This window comes from Corallococcus sp. AB018, from assembly GCF_003986945.1.
Taxonomy (GTDB): domain Bacteria; phylum Myxococcota; class Myxococcia; order Myxococcales; family Myxococcaceae; genus Corallococcus; species Corallococcus exiguus.
The window spans coordinates 41519-56858 of the sequence record NZ_RAWR01000009.1 but is presented as its reverse complement, the minus strand read 5'-3'; the positions used below and the strand labels follow the sequence as shown (position 1 = coordinate 56858).

The window sequence follows — 15340 nt, the reverse complement described above, 5'->3', positions numbered from 1 at the left end:
TGAATGTGTTTGCAGCCGCTATTCGGCCGCGGTCTGGATTTCCTGCGCCGGGACTGGCTTGTCCGCCGAGGCAGGGGCCTTGCCGTCGAGCGCGAGGTAGATGTTGAACCACGCCAGATAGGCGCGCCAGGCCGGGTCGCGCTGCTCGATGAGCGTTCGCCGCGCCTGCTCCATCCGCTGGGGCACGTCGAAAGGCATCCGAGTCTTGTCCTCGGATTGCAGCTGCGCCGCGAACCAGAGCACGTCCAGTTGGCCGGCATCGACCGGCGCGTGCGTGCGAGCCATCAGTGAGTCGGCGTGCTCCAGCGCCTTGCCCAGCCATTGCGCCGCCTGCGCCGGGTCGCGGCGGTCCACGGCGTTCTCCGCCAGCCGCAGCTCCGCCAACGTCACCGCGCGGATGTCCTCGTCGCGATCCAGTTCGTCGAACTGCTCCAGGAACAGCGCGCGTCGCTGCTCCAGCGCCCGGGCGGCGGCGTCCATGCGCCCGAGCCGCGTCTCCGCGTTGGCGCGCAGCCCCGCGGCGATGATGCGATACGCGCGCTGGACGAGCTTGGGCGCGGCGCGCGCCTGCTTCAGCGTGGCCTGCACGGCGGGCGTCGCCAGGTCCCGGTCCACCTGGTCCAGGTCCTCCAGCGCCCGCTGGGGTTGATCCGCGCCCAGCGCCGCGCCGCAGCGGGCCAGCCGCAGCACCAGCCGGTTGCGCAGGCCCTCCTCGTCGCGGGGGCCGGCTTCGATGCCGGGCAGCACGCGGTCGTAGAGCGTCAGGGCCCGTTCGAATTTGCCCGCGGCCAGGTTGTAGAGCGCCGCGCGGTCCATCACCAACGGGATGAACCGGGCCATCTTCGGCACGGACTCCACCGTGGCCAGGGCCTTGTCCGCCGCCTGCGCGGCCTCCGCCTCGCGGTTGACGTGCAGGAGCGCCCGGGCCCGGGCCAAGGCCACGGACAGCCCCGCTCCGCTGTCCGCGTAGGGCAGCTTGTCGCGCTCGTCCAGGTAGCCCAGGGCGATGTGGTAGTTGCCCACCTGCGTGTGCAGCAACCCCAGCGCGCCAAGGATCATGGCCTTGTAGCGCGCGTTGTTGCGCACCAGGTCCAGGGCGACCAGGTAGTGCCGGTTGGCGCGCTCGGCGGCGGCGGGGTTGCGACCGCGCAGGAAGTCCTCGTGGTGGATGGCTCCCATGAGGGCCTGCACCTCGCGCTGGTTCTTGAGCTCCTGCCACGCCGCGCGCAGCTCCGCGAGGCCGGTCTTCACCGCCTGGGCGTGGGCGTCGTCATCCAGCTTGGACAGCCGGCGCGTCGTCACGTAGGCCTTCACGAAGTGCGAGAGCGATACGGCCTTGCTCGGCACCTCCGTGGTGACCTCCTTGATCACCACCTCGGGGGCGACGCCCGCGCGCAGGCGCAGGCTCATGGACTCGACGGCGCTCTCCAGCGAGCCCGTCCTGCGGGTCACGAGGTCGAAGTCCGCGCGCGCCTCGTCCATCCGGTCCCGCCCCATGCTGCGGTAGGCGCGGCCCATCAGCGCGCGGCGGAACAGCCGCTCCGCCCGGCGCCGCTCCTCGGTGCCGGCCGGTGCGTCGTCGACGTAGAGCGTCGCCAGGGCCTCCATCACGCCGTCGGCGCCCAGGCTCGCCGCGCGCTCGGCGGCGTCCTGCACCACCATGCGGCGGCGGAGCGGATCCGTCTGCTGTTTGTAGAACGCGACCAGGGCGTCCCGGACGGGGCGGGGAGGGCGCTCCTGGTTCAACGCATTGACGTGGCGGCCCAGCTCCAGGGCGAACGCATACGGCGTCCCGGGAGGCTCCGCCGCGAGCGCCTGGGCCATGGTGGCGTCCGCTTCCGCGTAGGGGCGTCCCCGGTACAGCGCGCGGACGGCGCCGCGCGCGAAGTCCAGCTGGTCGTCCTGCTTGAAGACCTTGTTCTGGGAGAGCTTGCGGCCGGCGGCGACCAATGCGTTCCGGTCGTCCAGCTCGCGGTACAGCGCGTCCGCCTGTTCGTACCAGCCTTCCAGCACCGCGCGCGGCGTGGTGTCCGTCAGCTCGGCCGCCTCCAGCTCCTGGCGGGCGAGCGCGAAGTCGCCGGATGACTGCGCCAGCTCGCTGCGCACGACGTGACGGTAGACGGCGGAAGGCGGGCTGGGCGCGGCGGCGGGATCCAGGGCCGCCATGCGTTGGCGTTCGCCCTCCTGCAGCTCATCCACCATGCGGCCCCGGTCGCGCTCCTTCAGGGCCTTCCGGTGGGCGATGAGGATGCGCAGCGGCTCCGACAGCCCGGCGGTGACAGGGTCGTCCACCTTCGACATCTGGCGGGCGTAGAAGTCCGCGGCGTCGAAGTCGCCGTAGGCCAGGTGGAGCTGGCTCAGGCGCATCATCAACAACCGGCGGAGCTTGGGCCGGGTCTCGAGCAGCAGCCGTTGGCGGTAGAGGATGAGCTGATCCGCGCGCCGGCCCACCATGCCCAGCTCCTCGCTGAGGCGCTTCACGTCCCATTCACCGGGCACCTGTCCACCCAGCGGCAGCTGATACACGTCCAGCGACTGGCCCCGGGAACAAGTCGTGATGAGCGACGCGGCGGTGGGGGACGGGTACTCGCAGTTCCACGCCTCGCTGGTGAGCTGGTCCGGACTGGCGGCGGCGGCCTGGGCGGGCGCGTCGTCGCGCTCGGAGGCGAAGGGCACGCGGAACAGCACCCCGCTGTCGCTCGCGTCAATCACTCCGTCCCCGTTGGAGTCGGTGAAGAACTGCACCACGTACAGTGAGCGTCCGTCGCGCGCGAACACCGGCTGGCCCGTCTTCCCTGGGATGTCCAGCGTCAGCGGGACGGGGGCCGCGCCGGGGACATCCAACCGGATGGCCTCCAGGTGCGGCGCCGCTCGCGCGGCGAAGCCCGGTCCCACCTCCTGCACGGAGCGTTGGACCGGGACGTACACCAGCCAGCGTCCATCCGGGGAGATGGTGGGGCTGGTCAGGTTGCGGTCGAGCAGCGGCGTCACCTGCCATCCGGCCCCGAGCGCCACCTTCGACAGGCGCAGGTCTCCCTGGATGGTCGCGCGGCTCACCAGCGCGATGTGCGTGTCGTCGATCCACTCCGCCTGCAGCGCGCTGAGCTCTTCTTCCAGACAGCGGCGCTCCTTCGCCTCTGGCAGGTCCCTCACGCAGAGCTGGCCGCCGGCCTGGGTGCGGAACGAGATGTAGAGCAGCTGCTTGCCATTGGGGCTGATGCGCGGCCACGTCACGTCCGCGCCTTCGTCGAAGAGTCGGCGCTCGCGGCCCTTCTCCAGGTCCTGGACGAAGATCTCCGTGGCGATGTCCCGGTTGGACACGAACAGCAGCGAGTTCTCGTCGGGCCCCAGCTGCCCCAGGAACTGGTCGCCCATGCCCACGGTGAGCCGCTCGGGCAGGGCCATGCCTCCGTCGTTCTCGTCGTCCTGGGCCCAGGCGCCGCTCGCGAGGAGGACGGCCAGGGCCAGGAACCAGGGGCCTTGGCGCGTCAGCACTTCTTCTCTCCCCAGGTGCCGTCCTCGGCCTCCATCCAGCCGCCGCAGACGACGCCCTCCGCGTGCGCCAGACGCCAGTTCTGGCGCAGCGTCGCCTCCGGCACACCGGGGCGCACGGTCTTCATCCACTGCCAAAGCTGGCGCCGGGCGCGGTTCACCCGCTCCACCAGGGCGGCGTCATCCGCGGACACGCGCCCGGCCGTGCACTGCTTCCGGGTGAGCACCAGCAGCCCGTCCTTGCCCTCGCCCACGCAGTGGCGCCGCACCAGGTCGTCCACGCGGTCCGCCTGCGTCTTGCCCAGGTTCTCCACCAGCGGCGGTGGCTGGATGCCCAGGTCCTCCAACTGGTTGGGCGTCAGCGGCACCGGCGTGGGGTTCATGCCCGCGCGCGCCAGCCGCTGCTCCACGTCCTTGTACGAGCCCGCGGCCTGCTCCTCGAGCGCCGTCGCCCGGTCCACCATGACGATCTCCGGCGCGCTGATGCACCCGGAAGCCGCGAGGGTGGCCACGAGCAGCAACCCACGATGTGTCATGGCAGAGCCTCTGGAGGGAACATGGTGGTGATGAGGCGGTCGACGATGGGGCCCAGGGGGATGCCCCGGATTTCATCGATGCTGACCAGCTTGGCCAGGCCGCCCATGGTGATGAGCAGGCTGCCGAAGCCCTGCTTGAAGCTCACTCGCACGTGCTCCGGATACCCCAGGCCCAGCGCGTAGCGGACGCGGTTGGTGGCGGGGTCCGTGTGGTGCGGATCCTCCACGTCCAACAGGTCCAACAGGTGGCGGTTGCCGATGCGCAGAATCTCCGCGCGCCCGTTGATGCTGCGGTCCCTGGCGGAGATGACCATGGCGGCGTTGCCGTCGAAGGGCTCGCCCCGGGAGGACTTCACGCCCGTGGCCCGCACGTGGGCCTCCAGCGTGGAGTGCTTGCCCTGCCAGTTCAGCATGCACTGGCCGGTGATGCGCCCTCCGCGGACGCCCATCTCCAGCTGGCTCATGGAGAACACGTTCTGGTTGATGGCCAGGTTGCCCGCCAGCGGCGCGATGGTCACCCACGGCGTGGTGATGCGGTCCGCGGACATGAAGCCGCTGCGCGTGAGCAGCGGGTGTTGATCCGCGAAGCGCAGCATCGAGTACGGATTGACGTCCAGGTCGTTCAGCAGGCGCACGCCGTCCTGGGAGACCTCCACGTTCTCCGTCAGCGGCACGTCGCCGTTGAGCGCCTCCACGACGATGCCGGACTCGGGCATCCGCACGTTCACGTCCTGGAGCTTGAGGCTGGACGTGGTGCGGAAGACCACCAGGTCCGGCGACGCCACGCGGAAGTCCACCGTGACCTTGCCGCTGCCTTCGACCTGGCCGGGCCGCGCGAGGTGGGCCAGGTCCTGCTCCAGCGAGCCCCGGAGCCCCATGCGCTGCTGATCATTGCTCAGGTCGAGCCGCCCCCGGACCTTCAGCAGCGTCTGCGTTCCGCCATTGGACAGCCGCAGGTCCGGGATGCGGATGACGCCGGTGGGCTTGCGCACGACGGAGAACGACGCCTCCACGTCCTGGACGGGGTAGGGCAGCGCCGGCTTCTGTTCCATCGAGCGGACCTTCACGAGCTGCTTCAGCTCGATGTCCCCCTTCTCCCATTGGTCGGTGAAGGTGGCGGTGCTGGCACTGGACAGGTCCGCGAAGGTGAACCGGCGGTCGTTCATGCTGACGGTGAGCTTCTCCACCGCCAGGGTCGTGCGGACATTTCGCTGGGCGCCGTCGGCGTGGGACTCGCCCTCCCAGCGCAGGGCGGGGACGTTGATGGTCTGGTCCGCCTGCTTCCAGCGCACGCCGCGCAGGTCCATGTGGGCCTTGCCCTCGAAGCTGGCGGCGCGCGGAGGCATGGGGGCCAGGCGGAAGCTTCCGTCGGAGCCCAGGTGCGTGATGAGGCCGGTCAGGGTTCCGTGCAGTTCGCCGGTCATCGCGAGCTTGGAGGGGTCCACTTCCGGGGGCACGCGCGCCTTCGCCAGGAGCGGCGACAGGGGACCCAGCGGCGGGAAGTCGCCCTTCACGTCCATGCGGAGCGCGCGAGCCTTCGGGTTGAACGCCAGTGCCGCGTCGGCGGCGACCTTCAGGCCCTCATGGCCGGTGAGCCCCAACTTGAGCGAGAGCTTGCGGCGGTCGACGTCGAACGTCAGCGTCTGGTGCTGGGTGCCCGCATCGGTCTCTCCAATGCGCAGCCCTTCGACCTTCAAGGCCAGGTCTCCCTTGTGCTTCCACTCGTCGCCCTGGGAGCGCAGCGCGAGCGTGGTGCTGGCGGCCGAGATGTCGTCCCAGCCCGCCTTCTTCAGGCTCAGCTCCGTCTGGTGGTCCACGCGCGGCGAGGGCGCGAAGAGGGCCGTCAGCCTGCCCTTGGAGGCCAGCGTCACGGCCAGGTGCTTCCAGGGGAAGCGCGCGGCGACGTCATCCGGGATGAAGGGCCGTGCCATGACGAGGTCCGGCAGCTGGGCGTCCAGCGAGTACGCCACGTCGTCGGTGCCCTTCGTGGCGTCCAGCGACGCGTGCAGCGAGCCCACGTCCAGCTCCAGCCGTGCGCGGGCCTTGCTCAGCCGTGGCTCCTCCATCGTGGGGAATGCGTCCGTCACGTGGAGCTGCACTCGCGCGGGACCCTTCAGTACCTCGCGGCCTTCGGTGGTGATTCGCAGCACCTCCACGGGTACGTCCGCCTTCACCGAGAAGGGGGGCTTCGCCGTGAGAGGCACCTGGAGGTTGAAGCCCAGGCGCTCCGCCATCGCTCGGTATCCGGGGGCACGGACATCCAGTGCTTCCACCTTGGCGGACAGGGCCGCATCCCCCGCGACCCTGAAGGGCGAGGAGAGGTCGGGCCGCAGCTGATGCCCCGTCAGCTCGCCAGAGGCCTTCGGAACGCGAAGCGGAGTGGCGCCTCCGACGTCGAGTCCCTGGAGCGCGAACGTGAGCCGCGCGGCCAGTCCCTGGGGGGCATCTGGAGTCGCCGTCAGTGAGATGCGTCCATCGCCAAGCTCCACCTTGAGTGCCTCCTGCACGAGGAGGAGCTTTGCCACGTCGACGTCCAGCCCGAGCCGGCCCTGGGCTCCCAGCTGGGGCATGTCGCTGAGCGTGACCTCGCGGGCCTCCAGGTGCACCTTGCCGCGCTCCAGGGAGAACGGGCGCAGGTCGTCGGGGATCCATCGCAGCAGCCGTCCGAGGTCCACGTCCGCCAGGGCTTGTGTCAGCACGGGCGGGACTTCCGACGCATCCGGAAGCACCAGCTGGGCCTGCACCTCGGCGCTGTCGGTCAGCTTCGTTCGCTCAAGCTCGACGGTGGTGTGTTGCTTGCTGGCGTCGAACCTGGCTGTCACCGCGCCGTGCAGCAGCGAGCGGAGCGTGAAGCGCGGATCGAAGGTCTGCTTCGCGACGTCCAGGTCCACCTTCACGTGCGCGGCGTCCGTGCTCGCTTCCACTGACAGGGCCAGCTCCAGCAGGGCTTCGGCGGCGGGTGCTTCACGGTTCAGCGTCAGGGCCAGCGGCTTCCCGGCCTTGCCGAGGTCCACGAGCAGCTTCCAGCTCTTGTCTTGCGGCTTCGCTTCGATGCCGGCTTCGAGCCCGCGCAGTGACCAGCGGTCCACCACCGCGCCGTTCTGGACGCGGACATAGGTCAGCGACACGTTCGACAGCTCGATGCTCGAGACGGGGAACGGGGAGGCGAAGAGATCCGCGACCTGCTGGGAGGTTCCGGGGGACACTTCATCCACCGGTTCCGGCTCCGGCGGTCCGGTCAGGTTCGTGAGCGACGTGGTCCCTTTTTCATCCGCCACCAGGACGACAGTCGCGTCGCGCACCGCCACCCGCTCCACCCGGACCGGTCCCTTCAGCAGGGCTCCGAACGACCACGCCGCCTCCAGCGTGCCGACCCGCAGGAACTCGGGCGCGACGTCCTGGAATGGCGGCGGGGTCCGCACCACCAGTCCTTCCATGCGCAGGCCGGAGAGCACGTCGATCCGCGCGGTCTGGTAGTCCAGCCGCACGCCCGAGGCTTCTTCCACCTGCGAGACGACGTGCGGCTTCAGCCAGGGGTGGTCGAGGTTGTGAAGCGCGGTCACGACCGCGATGAGCAGGAGGACGATCGTCGCGAGGAGGATCAGGCCCGCGCCCGCGATGATTCGCGTCAACCGCCGACGAGGCCGTTCAGCACCGGGGGAGTCCATGATGTTCCGTCGAGGCGACCGGCCCGCCTCCTCCTACCATGCGACGGAAGCGGGCTTCAATCCGAGCATGCCTCGCGAGCCGGGCGGCGCCGTGCACCCGGAAAAACGCTTCAACCGAAGCTGGACGGAGTCATTCCCGCGGTGCCGCCCGCGAGGGGTTTGTAGGGGAAATAGAGGTTTCGCACGAAGCGGGTGAACAGGTGCTCCTCGTTCCAGCGCTGTCGGGCCATGCCGTACACGCCGGGTGCGCGCAGGTCGTGCGCGGAGACGCCGGTGACGAACTCGCGCTCGCTGTAGATGGCGAAGACCTCGTCCACCGCCGCGCGGCTTCGGTAGGTGCGGAGCATCGTGCGGTAGATGAGCTCGCTCTCCTTCTGGGTGAAGGCCAGCCCCTGGATGGCGTGCGCCATCTCGTGGAAGACCAGGTACTGCTCCGACTCCAGCCGGTCCTGCTTCAGCGCGATTCGTGCCCGGGGCCAGTCCGGATGATCCCAGAACAAGCCCGCGGTCTGGGGGGACACGGCACGGGGATAGCCGTACTTCGTCAGCGCGTGTCCGGGGGGAATCAGCTCCAGCGTCAGGGGCCTCGCGGCCTCCAGGCGGGCGATGAGCTGGAGGTTCCCGGCGAGCTGCCGGATGATCTCCTCCTGCACCCGCTTCACCTGCGTCGCCGGGGCGCCGTACGGCTTGAGCTCCAGCTTCGCGCTCACATAGGCGCGGGCGCGCGCGGGGCCTTCCGCGGGGGGACGGCCTCCGCGTGACTCGAAGACGTCGCCGCCCTCCAGCAGGGTGAAGGCGCTCAGCGGTTGCTTGAGCCCGACCTCCGCCGCCAGCGGGGTGACGTCCGGCGTGGAGCCGTCCAGTGTCTCGTAGCGCTCCGGGGCCATGGGCTCAGGAGCAGGTCTTCGCCTGCTGCTTGCAGGAGTCGGTGCAGGCCGGCGTCTGCGTATCGAGGGTGAGCCGCTCCGCGTTGCCCTGCACGGAGTCCGGCGGCTGCCTCGAGGCGGGCCGGCCGCGCGGCTGGCAGCTGTTGAGACACGCGTCGTACTGGTCGCGGCAGGCCGGCGACATGTGCGACGTGTCGAGCGTCGCGCAACTGGACAGCAGGGACAGGGCGGCCGCGAAAAGGGTGATGCCACGGACGAGGTTCATGCCAGGAGTCTAGACTGGGAGCCCCGGATGGGCACCCGGTGGAGGAGCAGGGCGTGAAAGGACCTGGAACAGCATGCCAATGGGAAGAACCTGGAACCGGAGCCTCGTCCCGCCCTCGCTGTTCGCGGCGCTCCTTGGGGTGGCGTTGGTCGCCTGCTCCCCAAGTCCCGAGCCTTCCGCGCCAGTGCTACCTTCCGATGCGGGTGTGACGGCGGCCGACGCGGGAGTGACTCCGGTGGCCATCGCCAAGCGCCGGCCCGACGTGTGGTGTGAGGGCCTTCCGCCAGAGCGGTGTGGTGAATTCCCCGAACTCTGCATCCGGCTGACGTACTGCGATGGTCAGCCGTTCTGCGCATCCCGCATGAACCGCCCAAAGGACCGCAAGTGTGGTTCGGTGAGCGTCTACGGCCTGGGCGAGCCGTGCTGCTCCGGACTGGTGAGCCGTTGCGGTGTGCTGACGCTGGACGACACCTGCGAACCGCAGCGCGACCCGATGGACATGCCTTCGTGTCTGGCGTGTGGCGATGGCGTGTGTGACGTGCACGAGCAGCGCTGCAATTGTCCCGAGGACTGCGCCGTCACCGCGAAGCGGCCCGGCATCCGCTATCGCGGCAGCAGCCCCGAAGGGCCCACCGGCCATCGCAACACCGAAGGCGTCACCCGCCCGGGGCAATGCCTGGATGCGCTGGAGAAGCCAGACGCCGTTCGACACTGCTTGAGGGAATGGGTGATGGCCCTCCTGGGACGCAGGTCCGCCAAGGAGCTTCGGCAGGCCGTGGACATCAAGCCGTTCGCCCGCTTCGACCTCGACCTGTTGGAGTGCCTGGATGAACCGGAGGACCGGGATCCGCCTGGAACCCGCTCCCGTCGCGATGTCTGTCTCGAAGCGCTCCAGCGGCGGACGAAGGACACGCGGCTGCGAAAACTGATGAACCCCTAGCCATGTCCCCCGAGCACTCCATGTTCCCGCGCTCCGCCCGTCATTCGACCTGTCTCGCGTCGCTCCTCGTGCTCCTCCTGGCCGGGGAGACCGCGCAAGCGACGTCCTATCCGCCCTGGCAGCCGCCAGTGAGGCGCGCCATCGTGAATGACGATGAGGTGGCCTTGCGTGCGTTACTGGCCGAGGGTGCGTCCCGGAACGTCATGGACGATCCGAGTCATCCGGGGGCGTATTCCCCGCTCATGGTGGCGTGCGAGGAAGGGAAGGAGAAGGCCGCCAACGTCCTGCTGGATGCGGGCGCGGATCCGTTGCTCATTGTTCCCCGGCATCAACGGTACTGGCCTCCGCCGGGATGGAGCGCTGTGTGCTTCGCGCGATTCAAGGGCCTGAAGCGAATCGAGCAGCGCCTGTTGGACGCGGGCGCCTCCGCCCGGTCCGCGTGTCTGTTGGATGCGGACTTCCTCGCTGCCGCCGTTGCGCGCCAGCCCCCCCAGGTGGAGCGCCTTGCCCGGCAGGGTCGGGGTGGAATCTCCCCCTCCGTCATCCAATACGCCATGGGGCAGGCCTTCGCCCACCGGGACGTAGCGCTGATGCGTGCCGTGCTGGTCGCGGGTAGGCCCGTCTCGTCCCGCGACGGGGCCGCCCTTCTCGAACGTTGGCTCAGTGACTTCAACGCCGTGAGTCCCGCGATGGTGGACGTCCTGCTGGAGGGTGGGGTGCGTCCGCCGCTTCTTCCGCTGGCGAAGGCGGGCCTCACGGCGCAGGTGGCGCGAGTCCTCAAGATGAGCGCTTCACCCGACAGCCGCCCGGATGATCTGAACTCCTCGTTGCAACTGGCCGCGAGGAATGGGCACGTGGAGGTCGTGCGGCTCCTGCTGAAGGCGGGGGCGGACCCGAATGGGACGAAGTTCAGCAACCCCGTTCCGCTGCTGGATGCGGCGGATCGGCTTCGTGAAGACAAGGGCGACCCCACGATGATGAAGCTGTTGCTGGATGCCGGCGCGCGCGTGGACGTCAAACACTTCGGCGGCTCTCCCCTCACGGTGGCCGCGAACGGCTGTAGCGCGGAGGTCGTCTCCCTGCTGCTGCGCAAGATGTCCCGTGGCGCGATCGCGGAGGAGCCGGGCACCTATCTGTATGCCCAGGCCCTGCGCGCAGGGGACTTCTGCACGGAGGCCAGGTCCGTGAAGGTCCTTCAGGCCCTCCTCTCGGGCGGGGTCCGCATCCGGGAGCAACGGGACATGCACGGGGACTTCCTCGTGACGCGGGCCCGGGAATCCCGCGCCATCAGGGCTGAATTGGTGAAGGCGGGGCTTCATCTGTCCGAGACGCCGTGAGTGGGCTGGCGTCCTCGCGCCCGGCGTGTCCTGCCCAGCGCCCAGGCCGCCCATAGCAGGACTCCCGCCACGGAGACGCCAGGGGCCGCGCCGCAGCCGCCCGCGTTGCCTTGCCCGCCCGGCTCCCCTGGACCGCCTGGAACCTGCGGCTCCAAGGGCATGGAGACAGGCGCCCCGCCCATGCGCGGGGCGGATGGGTTGCCCAAGGTCAGCTCCCCGTAGCGCTGGATGAGCCGCAGCCGCGCGCCATCGAACGCGGCGCCGTCATCCGGTACCTGCCATGCGTTGGGAATGAGCTCTCGCGCCACCTGGTGCGCGAAGGCCGGGTCGCCCGCGTCGCTCACCGCCTTGAGCCATTCATAGTCCTGCATGCCCTGACGGATGAGCTTCAGGCGCAGGGAGGCCACCGGCACGTCCGTCCGTCCGCCGATGATCGCGGGCGTGCCCGGGTAGAACAGCGTCCCGTCCCCGTTGCCATCGAAGTGGTACTGGTCCGTCCACGCCGTGGGGAGCATGCCCGCGGTCTCGTAGTACAGCTCGCCCTTGCAGCCGAAGAGGAAGGACAGCCACTCCATCGCGCGGGCCTTCGTCGAGGGGCGGTCCACCATGTACGACGGCCAACCCGCCCCCGGCTGGTTCTGCGGCACGGAGACGCTGGGCGCGCAGCCGTGGATCGCGCAGCTTTGATACATCCACAACTCCGTTCCAGGCCGCGAGAGGAACTCCACGTACGTCGCGGTCTGGTTTCCCACGAAGCCTGGATCCGTGCCCTCCAGGTGGTTCACCATCGGCACCATGATGTCCACCAGGGGCACCAGGCCGGTGGGCTTCAGTTGGCTGGCGTTCGTCGTCAGCATGGTGCGAAGGCCCGGCGCGGCCTGCCGCACCAGCGTTCCGGCGGCTTGCACCTGCTCGTAGCTGATCCAGATGGGCGGCTCGTCGCCGATCAGCGCGAAGGCCCGGTCCAGCCAGCCGCGCTCGCGCATGTGCCCGGTGAAGGCCGACAGGCCGCCAGCGGTGAGGGGCCCTGTGTATTCCAGGCTCGTCATCCGCGCGCCGGACAGCCGCGTGGGCGCGGTGCCATCCAGGCTGGGCCCCCACGTCGCGTCGAAATCGCTCCATGCCTTGGGCCCGGACGCGCGCAGGTAGAGCCGGGGCTGCGTGATGCGGTGCTCCAGCGCCATCTGCTGGTAGCGCACGAGGAACGGTTGCAGCTCCTCGTGCGAGCAGTCCGCCCGGCCCAGATGCGCGAGGCACACCTGGGCCGGCGACAGCGAAAACGCCGAGGCCAGTGAGGAAGTGCTCGGCATCACCGCTTCCACCACCGTCAGCCTCGCGGTCACCTGCCGCTGGAAGCCGCCTTCCGCCTCCACCGTCACCGTGCCCGTGTAGTCGCCGGGGGGCGCGTCCCCGGGCACGTGCATGTCCACCCAGACGGCTCGCGCCTCGCGCGCGGGCACGTCGAAGGGGAAGGCATTGCGTTGCTCCCTGGCGATTTCGTCCGTGTCTGGCACCAGCCCGTCCGGCCAGCGCCCCACCGGCTGCCCGGGCTCGGAGCCCTGCTTCGTGGTGATGTACGCCTGCCGGTACAGCGTCACGTCCGGTCCCGTCAGCGTCGCGGGCCCCTCCAGCGCGGGCAGGCGGGCGCGCACGCCCCTCAGGCCCCGGTCACCGCCGTGCAACGCCACCTGGAAGGAGACGAACTCATTGCGCGCGGCGGTGAGTCGTACCTCGGTGCTGCTTCCTGGCGCGGTGTTGTCGGGACGGACCTTCACCATCATCCCTTCGCCCCACACCGCGGGCTCGGCCGCGAACACCGGCCAGGCCGCGGACAACGCCAGCCAGCCGAGTCCACACTGTCGAAGTGCCAGCATGGGGAATGGATGCGCACGGGCCGTGTGCGGCTCCAGCCTCCCGGCTGTCCCGTCACCCGGGCCCACCAGCGCTCCCAGGCTCGGATGCCGAAGGGCGGCGCCATGGGCAGACACGAGAGGCCATCGACGGCTTGCTTCCTCGTCTGGTCGAGTAAGGTGCGCGCTTCGCATGACGGCGCGAGGCCTGGGGAGACTTCCGGTGGATGGCAGGGAATGGCGGGTGCGGGTCCTGGGGCTGGCGCAGCTGTGCGGCCCTGACGGTCAACGCGTGAGGTTGGAGCGGCGCACCGCGGCGCTGCTGGCGTGGCTGGCATTGCAGGGCCCCTCGCCCAAGTTCGCGCTCGCGTCCCTCCTGTGGCCGGATTCGCCGCCCACGACCGTGCGAAGCAACCTGCGGCAGTTGCTGCGCCGACTGCGAGTCGCCACGGAGGATGCGCCCCTGGTGGAGGGCGACGCCGAACGGCTGGCATTGGTCTCGCCCTCGTCCGTGGACGCCGCGGGCCTCAAGGCCGCCACGGAGGCCCGTGCCCATGCGGAGGCCCTGGCGTGTGTGGACGCCGAAGGCAACACGTTGCTGGCGGGCTTCGACTTCGATGACTGTCCGGAGCTCGCGCGCTGGCTGGACGGCGCCCGCGCGGGCATCGAGGGATGGGTTCGCGAGGCGCGCGAGGCCCGCATCGCCCAGCTCACCGCCGCGGGCGATTGGACCGCCGCCCTGGGGCTCGCGCAGGCGTGGGCGCGGCAGGAGCCCGAATCCGAGCAGGCCGGCCGCCACCTCATCCGGCTGCACTACCTGCAGGGTGACCGGGGAGCAGCGCTCGCGACCTTCGAACACCTGCGCGACGTGCTGGACCGGGAGCTGGGCGTCACCCCCATGCCGGAGACGCTCGCGCTGGTGCGGGAGGTGGAGCAGGCCCCGCCGCGCTCACGCTCCGTTCCAGGTGCTCGGCCTTCGCTGCCTCTTTCAGTGCTGCGTCCTCCGGTGCTGGTGGGCCGGGACGCGGCGTGGCGGCAGCTGGAAGCCGGCTGGGAGGCGGGCCAGTTGCTGTTCATCTCCGGTGAGCCCGGTAGCGGCAAGACGCGGCTCGCGGAGGAGTTCGCGGCCACGCAGGGCCGCTGGGGACGCATCGAGGCGCGAGCGGGAGACCGGGACGTGCCGTTCGCCTCCCAGGCGCGCGCCTTCCGCACACAGCTGCGGCGCTGGCCGGACGTGAAGCTGCCGGACTGGGTGCGCACCGAGCTGTCGCGCATCCTCCCGGAGCTGGGAGATGCGCGGCTGCTGCCGCCCCTGGCCTCCGAGGCCGGCACGCTGCGCTTCTACGACGCCATCGTGGCTGCGCTCCAACTGCTTCACGAGCACGAGGACATCAGCGTCGCGGACGACGTGCAGTACTGGGACGCGGCCAGCGCCAGGGCCTTCACCTTCGCGCTCTCCCGGCTGGCCGACACGGCCCCTCCAGGCGCACGCAGCCTGCGCTTCATCGACTGCTATCGCCGGGGAGAATTGTCGCCCGAGACGCGGATGCACGTGGCAGGGCTCGTCGAGGCGGGATTGGCGCGCGTCGTGGAGGTGGACGCGCTGACGGACGAGGACGTGAAGCGCATGGTGGCGGGCATGGGACTGCCGGGCGCGGAGGCGCACCTGGATGCCCTGGCCCGCTACACGGGCGGCAATCCCCTGTACGTCGTGGAGACGCTGAAGCACCTGCTGGAGACGGACTCGTTGCACCGTGAATGGCCCCAACGGCTGCCGCCTCCAGGGCGCGTGGGCCCCCTCATCCAGCGGCGCCTGGAGGGGCTGTCCCCGCTGGCGCTCCAGTGCGCGCGGCTCGCGGCGCTGGCGGGGGCCTTCTTCCGGACCTCGCTCGTGGCCGGGGGACTCCAGGTGAAGCAGGCGGAGGGTCATGAGGCGCTCGCGGAGCTGGAGGCGGCCCAGGTGCTGATGGGCGAGCGCTTCAGTCACGACCTGGTGATGGAGGCGGTCCTGGCAGGGATGGGGCCCGGCGAGGAGCGCGTGCTGCACGCCCGGCTCGCCTGGGTGTTCGAGGAGGACGGCGCCCCTCCCATCCTCCTGGCACACCACTGGCTCGGAGCTGGACGGACGGAGCGGGCACTGCCCCACCTGCTGGCGTCCGCTCGCTCCGACGAGCAGGTCCTGCCGCCCGAGCTGGCGGCGGAGCATTACGCGCGGGCCGCGTCGCTCATGCTGTCGCTGGGACAGCACGAGGACGCCGTGCAGGCGCGGGCCGCCGAGGCGCGCTGCCGGCTCCAGGCCACCTCCGCGGGAGTCCTCACCCCTGGGCCAGCAGCAGGCCCAGGCGCTCGCGGTCGCCGCGGCTGA

General features: G+C 70.4%; 9 protein-coding genes. 3 read left to right on the top strand and 6 right to left on the bottom strand.

Features of this window, described 5'->3' with window-relative positions; translation table 11 throughout:
- Nucleotides 1-18: 18 nt before the first annotated feature.
- The 5 genes from D7Y11_RS03640 to D7Y11_RS03620 all read right to left on the bottom strand — a co-directional run bounded on the left by D7Y11_RS03640 (nt 19) and on the right by D7Y11_RS03620 (nt 8848).
- Nucleotides 19-3495: a PD40 domain-containing protein gene (locus tag D7Y11_RS03640; RefSeq protein WP_126933020.1), complete on the bottom strand. Its 3477-nt coding sequence runs from the start codon at nt 3493-3495 to the stop codon at nt 19-21.
- On the bottom strand, nt 3489-4028 hold the full coding sequence (locus D7Y11_RS03635; RefSeq protein WP_126933019.1) for a DUF1318 domain-containing protein: 540 nt from the start codon (nt 4026-4028) through the stop codon (nt 3489-3491). The genes D7Y11_RS03640 and D7Y11_RS03635 overlap by 7 nt, the downstream gene beginning before the upstream one ends.
- Nucleotides 4025-7696: a hypothetical protein gene (locus D7Y11_RS03630; RefSeq protein WP_126933018.1), complete on the bottom strand. Its 3672-nt coding sequence runs from the start codon at nt 7694-7696 to the stop codon at nt 4025-4027. Before D7Y11_RS03630 ends, D7Y11_RS03635 begins: the two co-directional genes overlap by 4 nt.
- Before the next feature lie 110 nt (nt 7697-7806).
- The gene (locus D7Y11_RS03625; protein ID WP_120575228.1) at nt 7807-8583 is read right to left on the bottom strand and encodes a hypothetical protein; all 777 of its coding nucleotides are present in this window, start codon (nt 8581-8583) and stop codon (nt 7807-7809) included.
- A gap of 4 nt (nt 8584-8587) precedes the next feature.
- Nucleotides 8588-8848 (bottom strand): hypothetical protein, encoded by a 261-nt coding sequence (locus D7Y11_RS03620; protein WP_120575229.1) that lies wholly within the window; start codon nt 8846-8848, stop codon nt 8588-8590.
- Nucleotides 8849-9209: 361 nt separating this feature from the next.
- Between D7Y11_RS03620 and D7Y11_RS03615 the strand changes: the two genes are divergently transcribed.
- Nucleotides 9210-9788, top strand: a complete 579-nt coding sequence (locus D7Y11_RS03615) for a hypothetical protein (RefSeq protein ID WP_126933017.1) — start codon at nt 9210-9212, stop codon at nt 9786-9788.
- Between the two features lie 2 nt (nt 9789-9790).
- Complete coding sequence (locus D7Y11_RS03610; protein WP_121751724.1) at nt 9791-11125, top strand: ankyrin repeat domain-containing protein; 1335 nt, start codon at nt 9791-9793, stop codon at nt 11123-11125.
- On the opposite strand, the gene D7Y11_RS03605 is transcribed toward D7Y11_RS03610, so the two are convergent.
- Entirely contained in the window at nt 11104-12999 is a 1896-nt protein-coding gene (locus tag D7Y11_RS03605; protein ID WP_121751723.1) for a DUF4091 domain-containing protein, read from the bottom strand. The genes D7Y11_RS03610 and D7Y11_RS03605 overlap by 22 nt on opposite strands.
- A gap of 169 nt (nt 13000-13168) precedes the next feature.
- On the opposite strand from D7Y11_RS03605, the gene D7Y11_RS03600 reads away from it, so the two are divergent.
- A complete protein-coding gene (locus D7Y11_RS03600; RefSeq protein WP_199753684.1) occupies nt 13169-15340 on the top strand; it encodes a BTAD domain-containing putative transcriptional regulator in 2172 nt (723 codons plus the stop codon).

Bases quoted from the DNA above. Each gene is read 5' to 3' on its own strand.
- D7Y11_RS03635 (WP_126933019.1), bottom strand. From the start codon at position 4,028: ATGACACATCGTGGGTTGCTGCTCGTGGCCACCCTCGCGGCTTCCGGG.
- D7Y11_RS03630 (WP_126933018.1), bottom strand. From the start codon at position 7,696: ATGGACTCCCCCGGTGCTGAACGGCCTCGTCGGCGGTTGACGCGAATC.
- D7Y11_RS03625 (WP_120575228.1), bottom strand. From the start codon at position 8,583: ATGGCCCCGGAGCGCTACGAGACACTGGACGGCTCCACGCCGGACGTC.
- D7Y11_RS03620 (WP_120575229.1), bottom strand. From the start codon at position 8,848: ATGAACCTCGTCCGTGGCATCACCCTTTTCGCGGCCGCCCTGTCCCTG.
- D7Y11_RS03615 (WP_126933017.1), top strand. From the start codon at position 9,210: ATGAACCGCCCAAAGGACCGCAAGTGTGGTTCGGTGAGCGTCTACGGC.
- D7Y11_RS03610 (WP_121751724.1), top strand. From the start codon at position 9,791: ATGTCCCCCGAGCACTCCATGTTCCCGCGCTCCGCCCGTCATTCGACC.
- D7Y11_RS03605 (WP_121751723.1), bottom strand. From the start codon at position 12,999: ATGCTGGCACTTCGACAGTGTGGACTCGGCTGGCTGGCGTTGTCCGCG.
- D7Y11_RS03600 (WP_199753684.1), top strand. From the start codon at position 13,169: ATGACGGCGCGAGGCCTGGGGAGACTTCCGGTGGATGGCAGGGAATGG.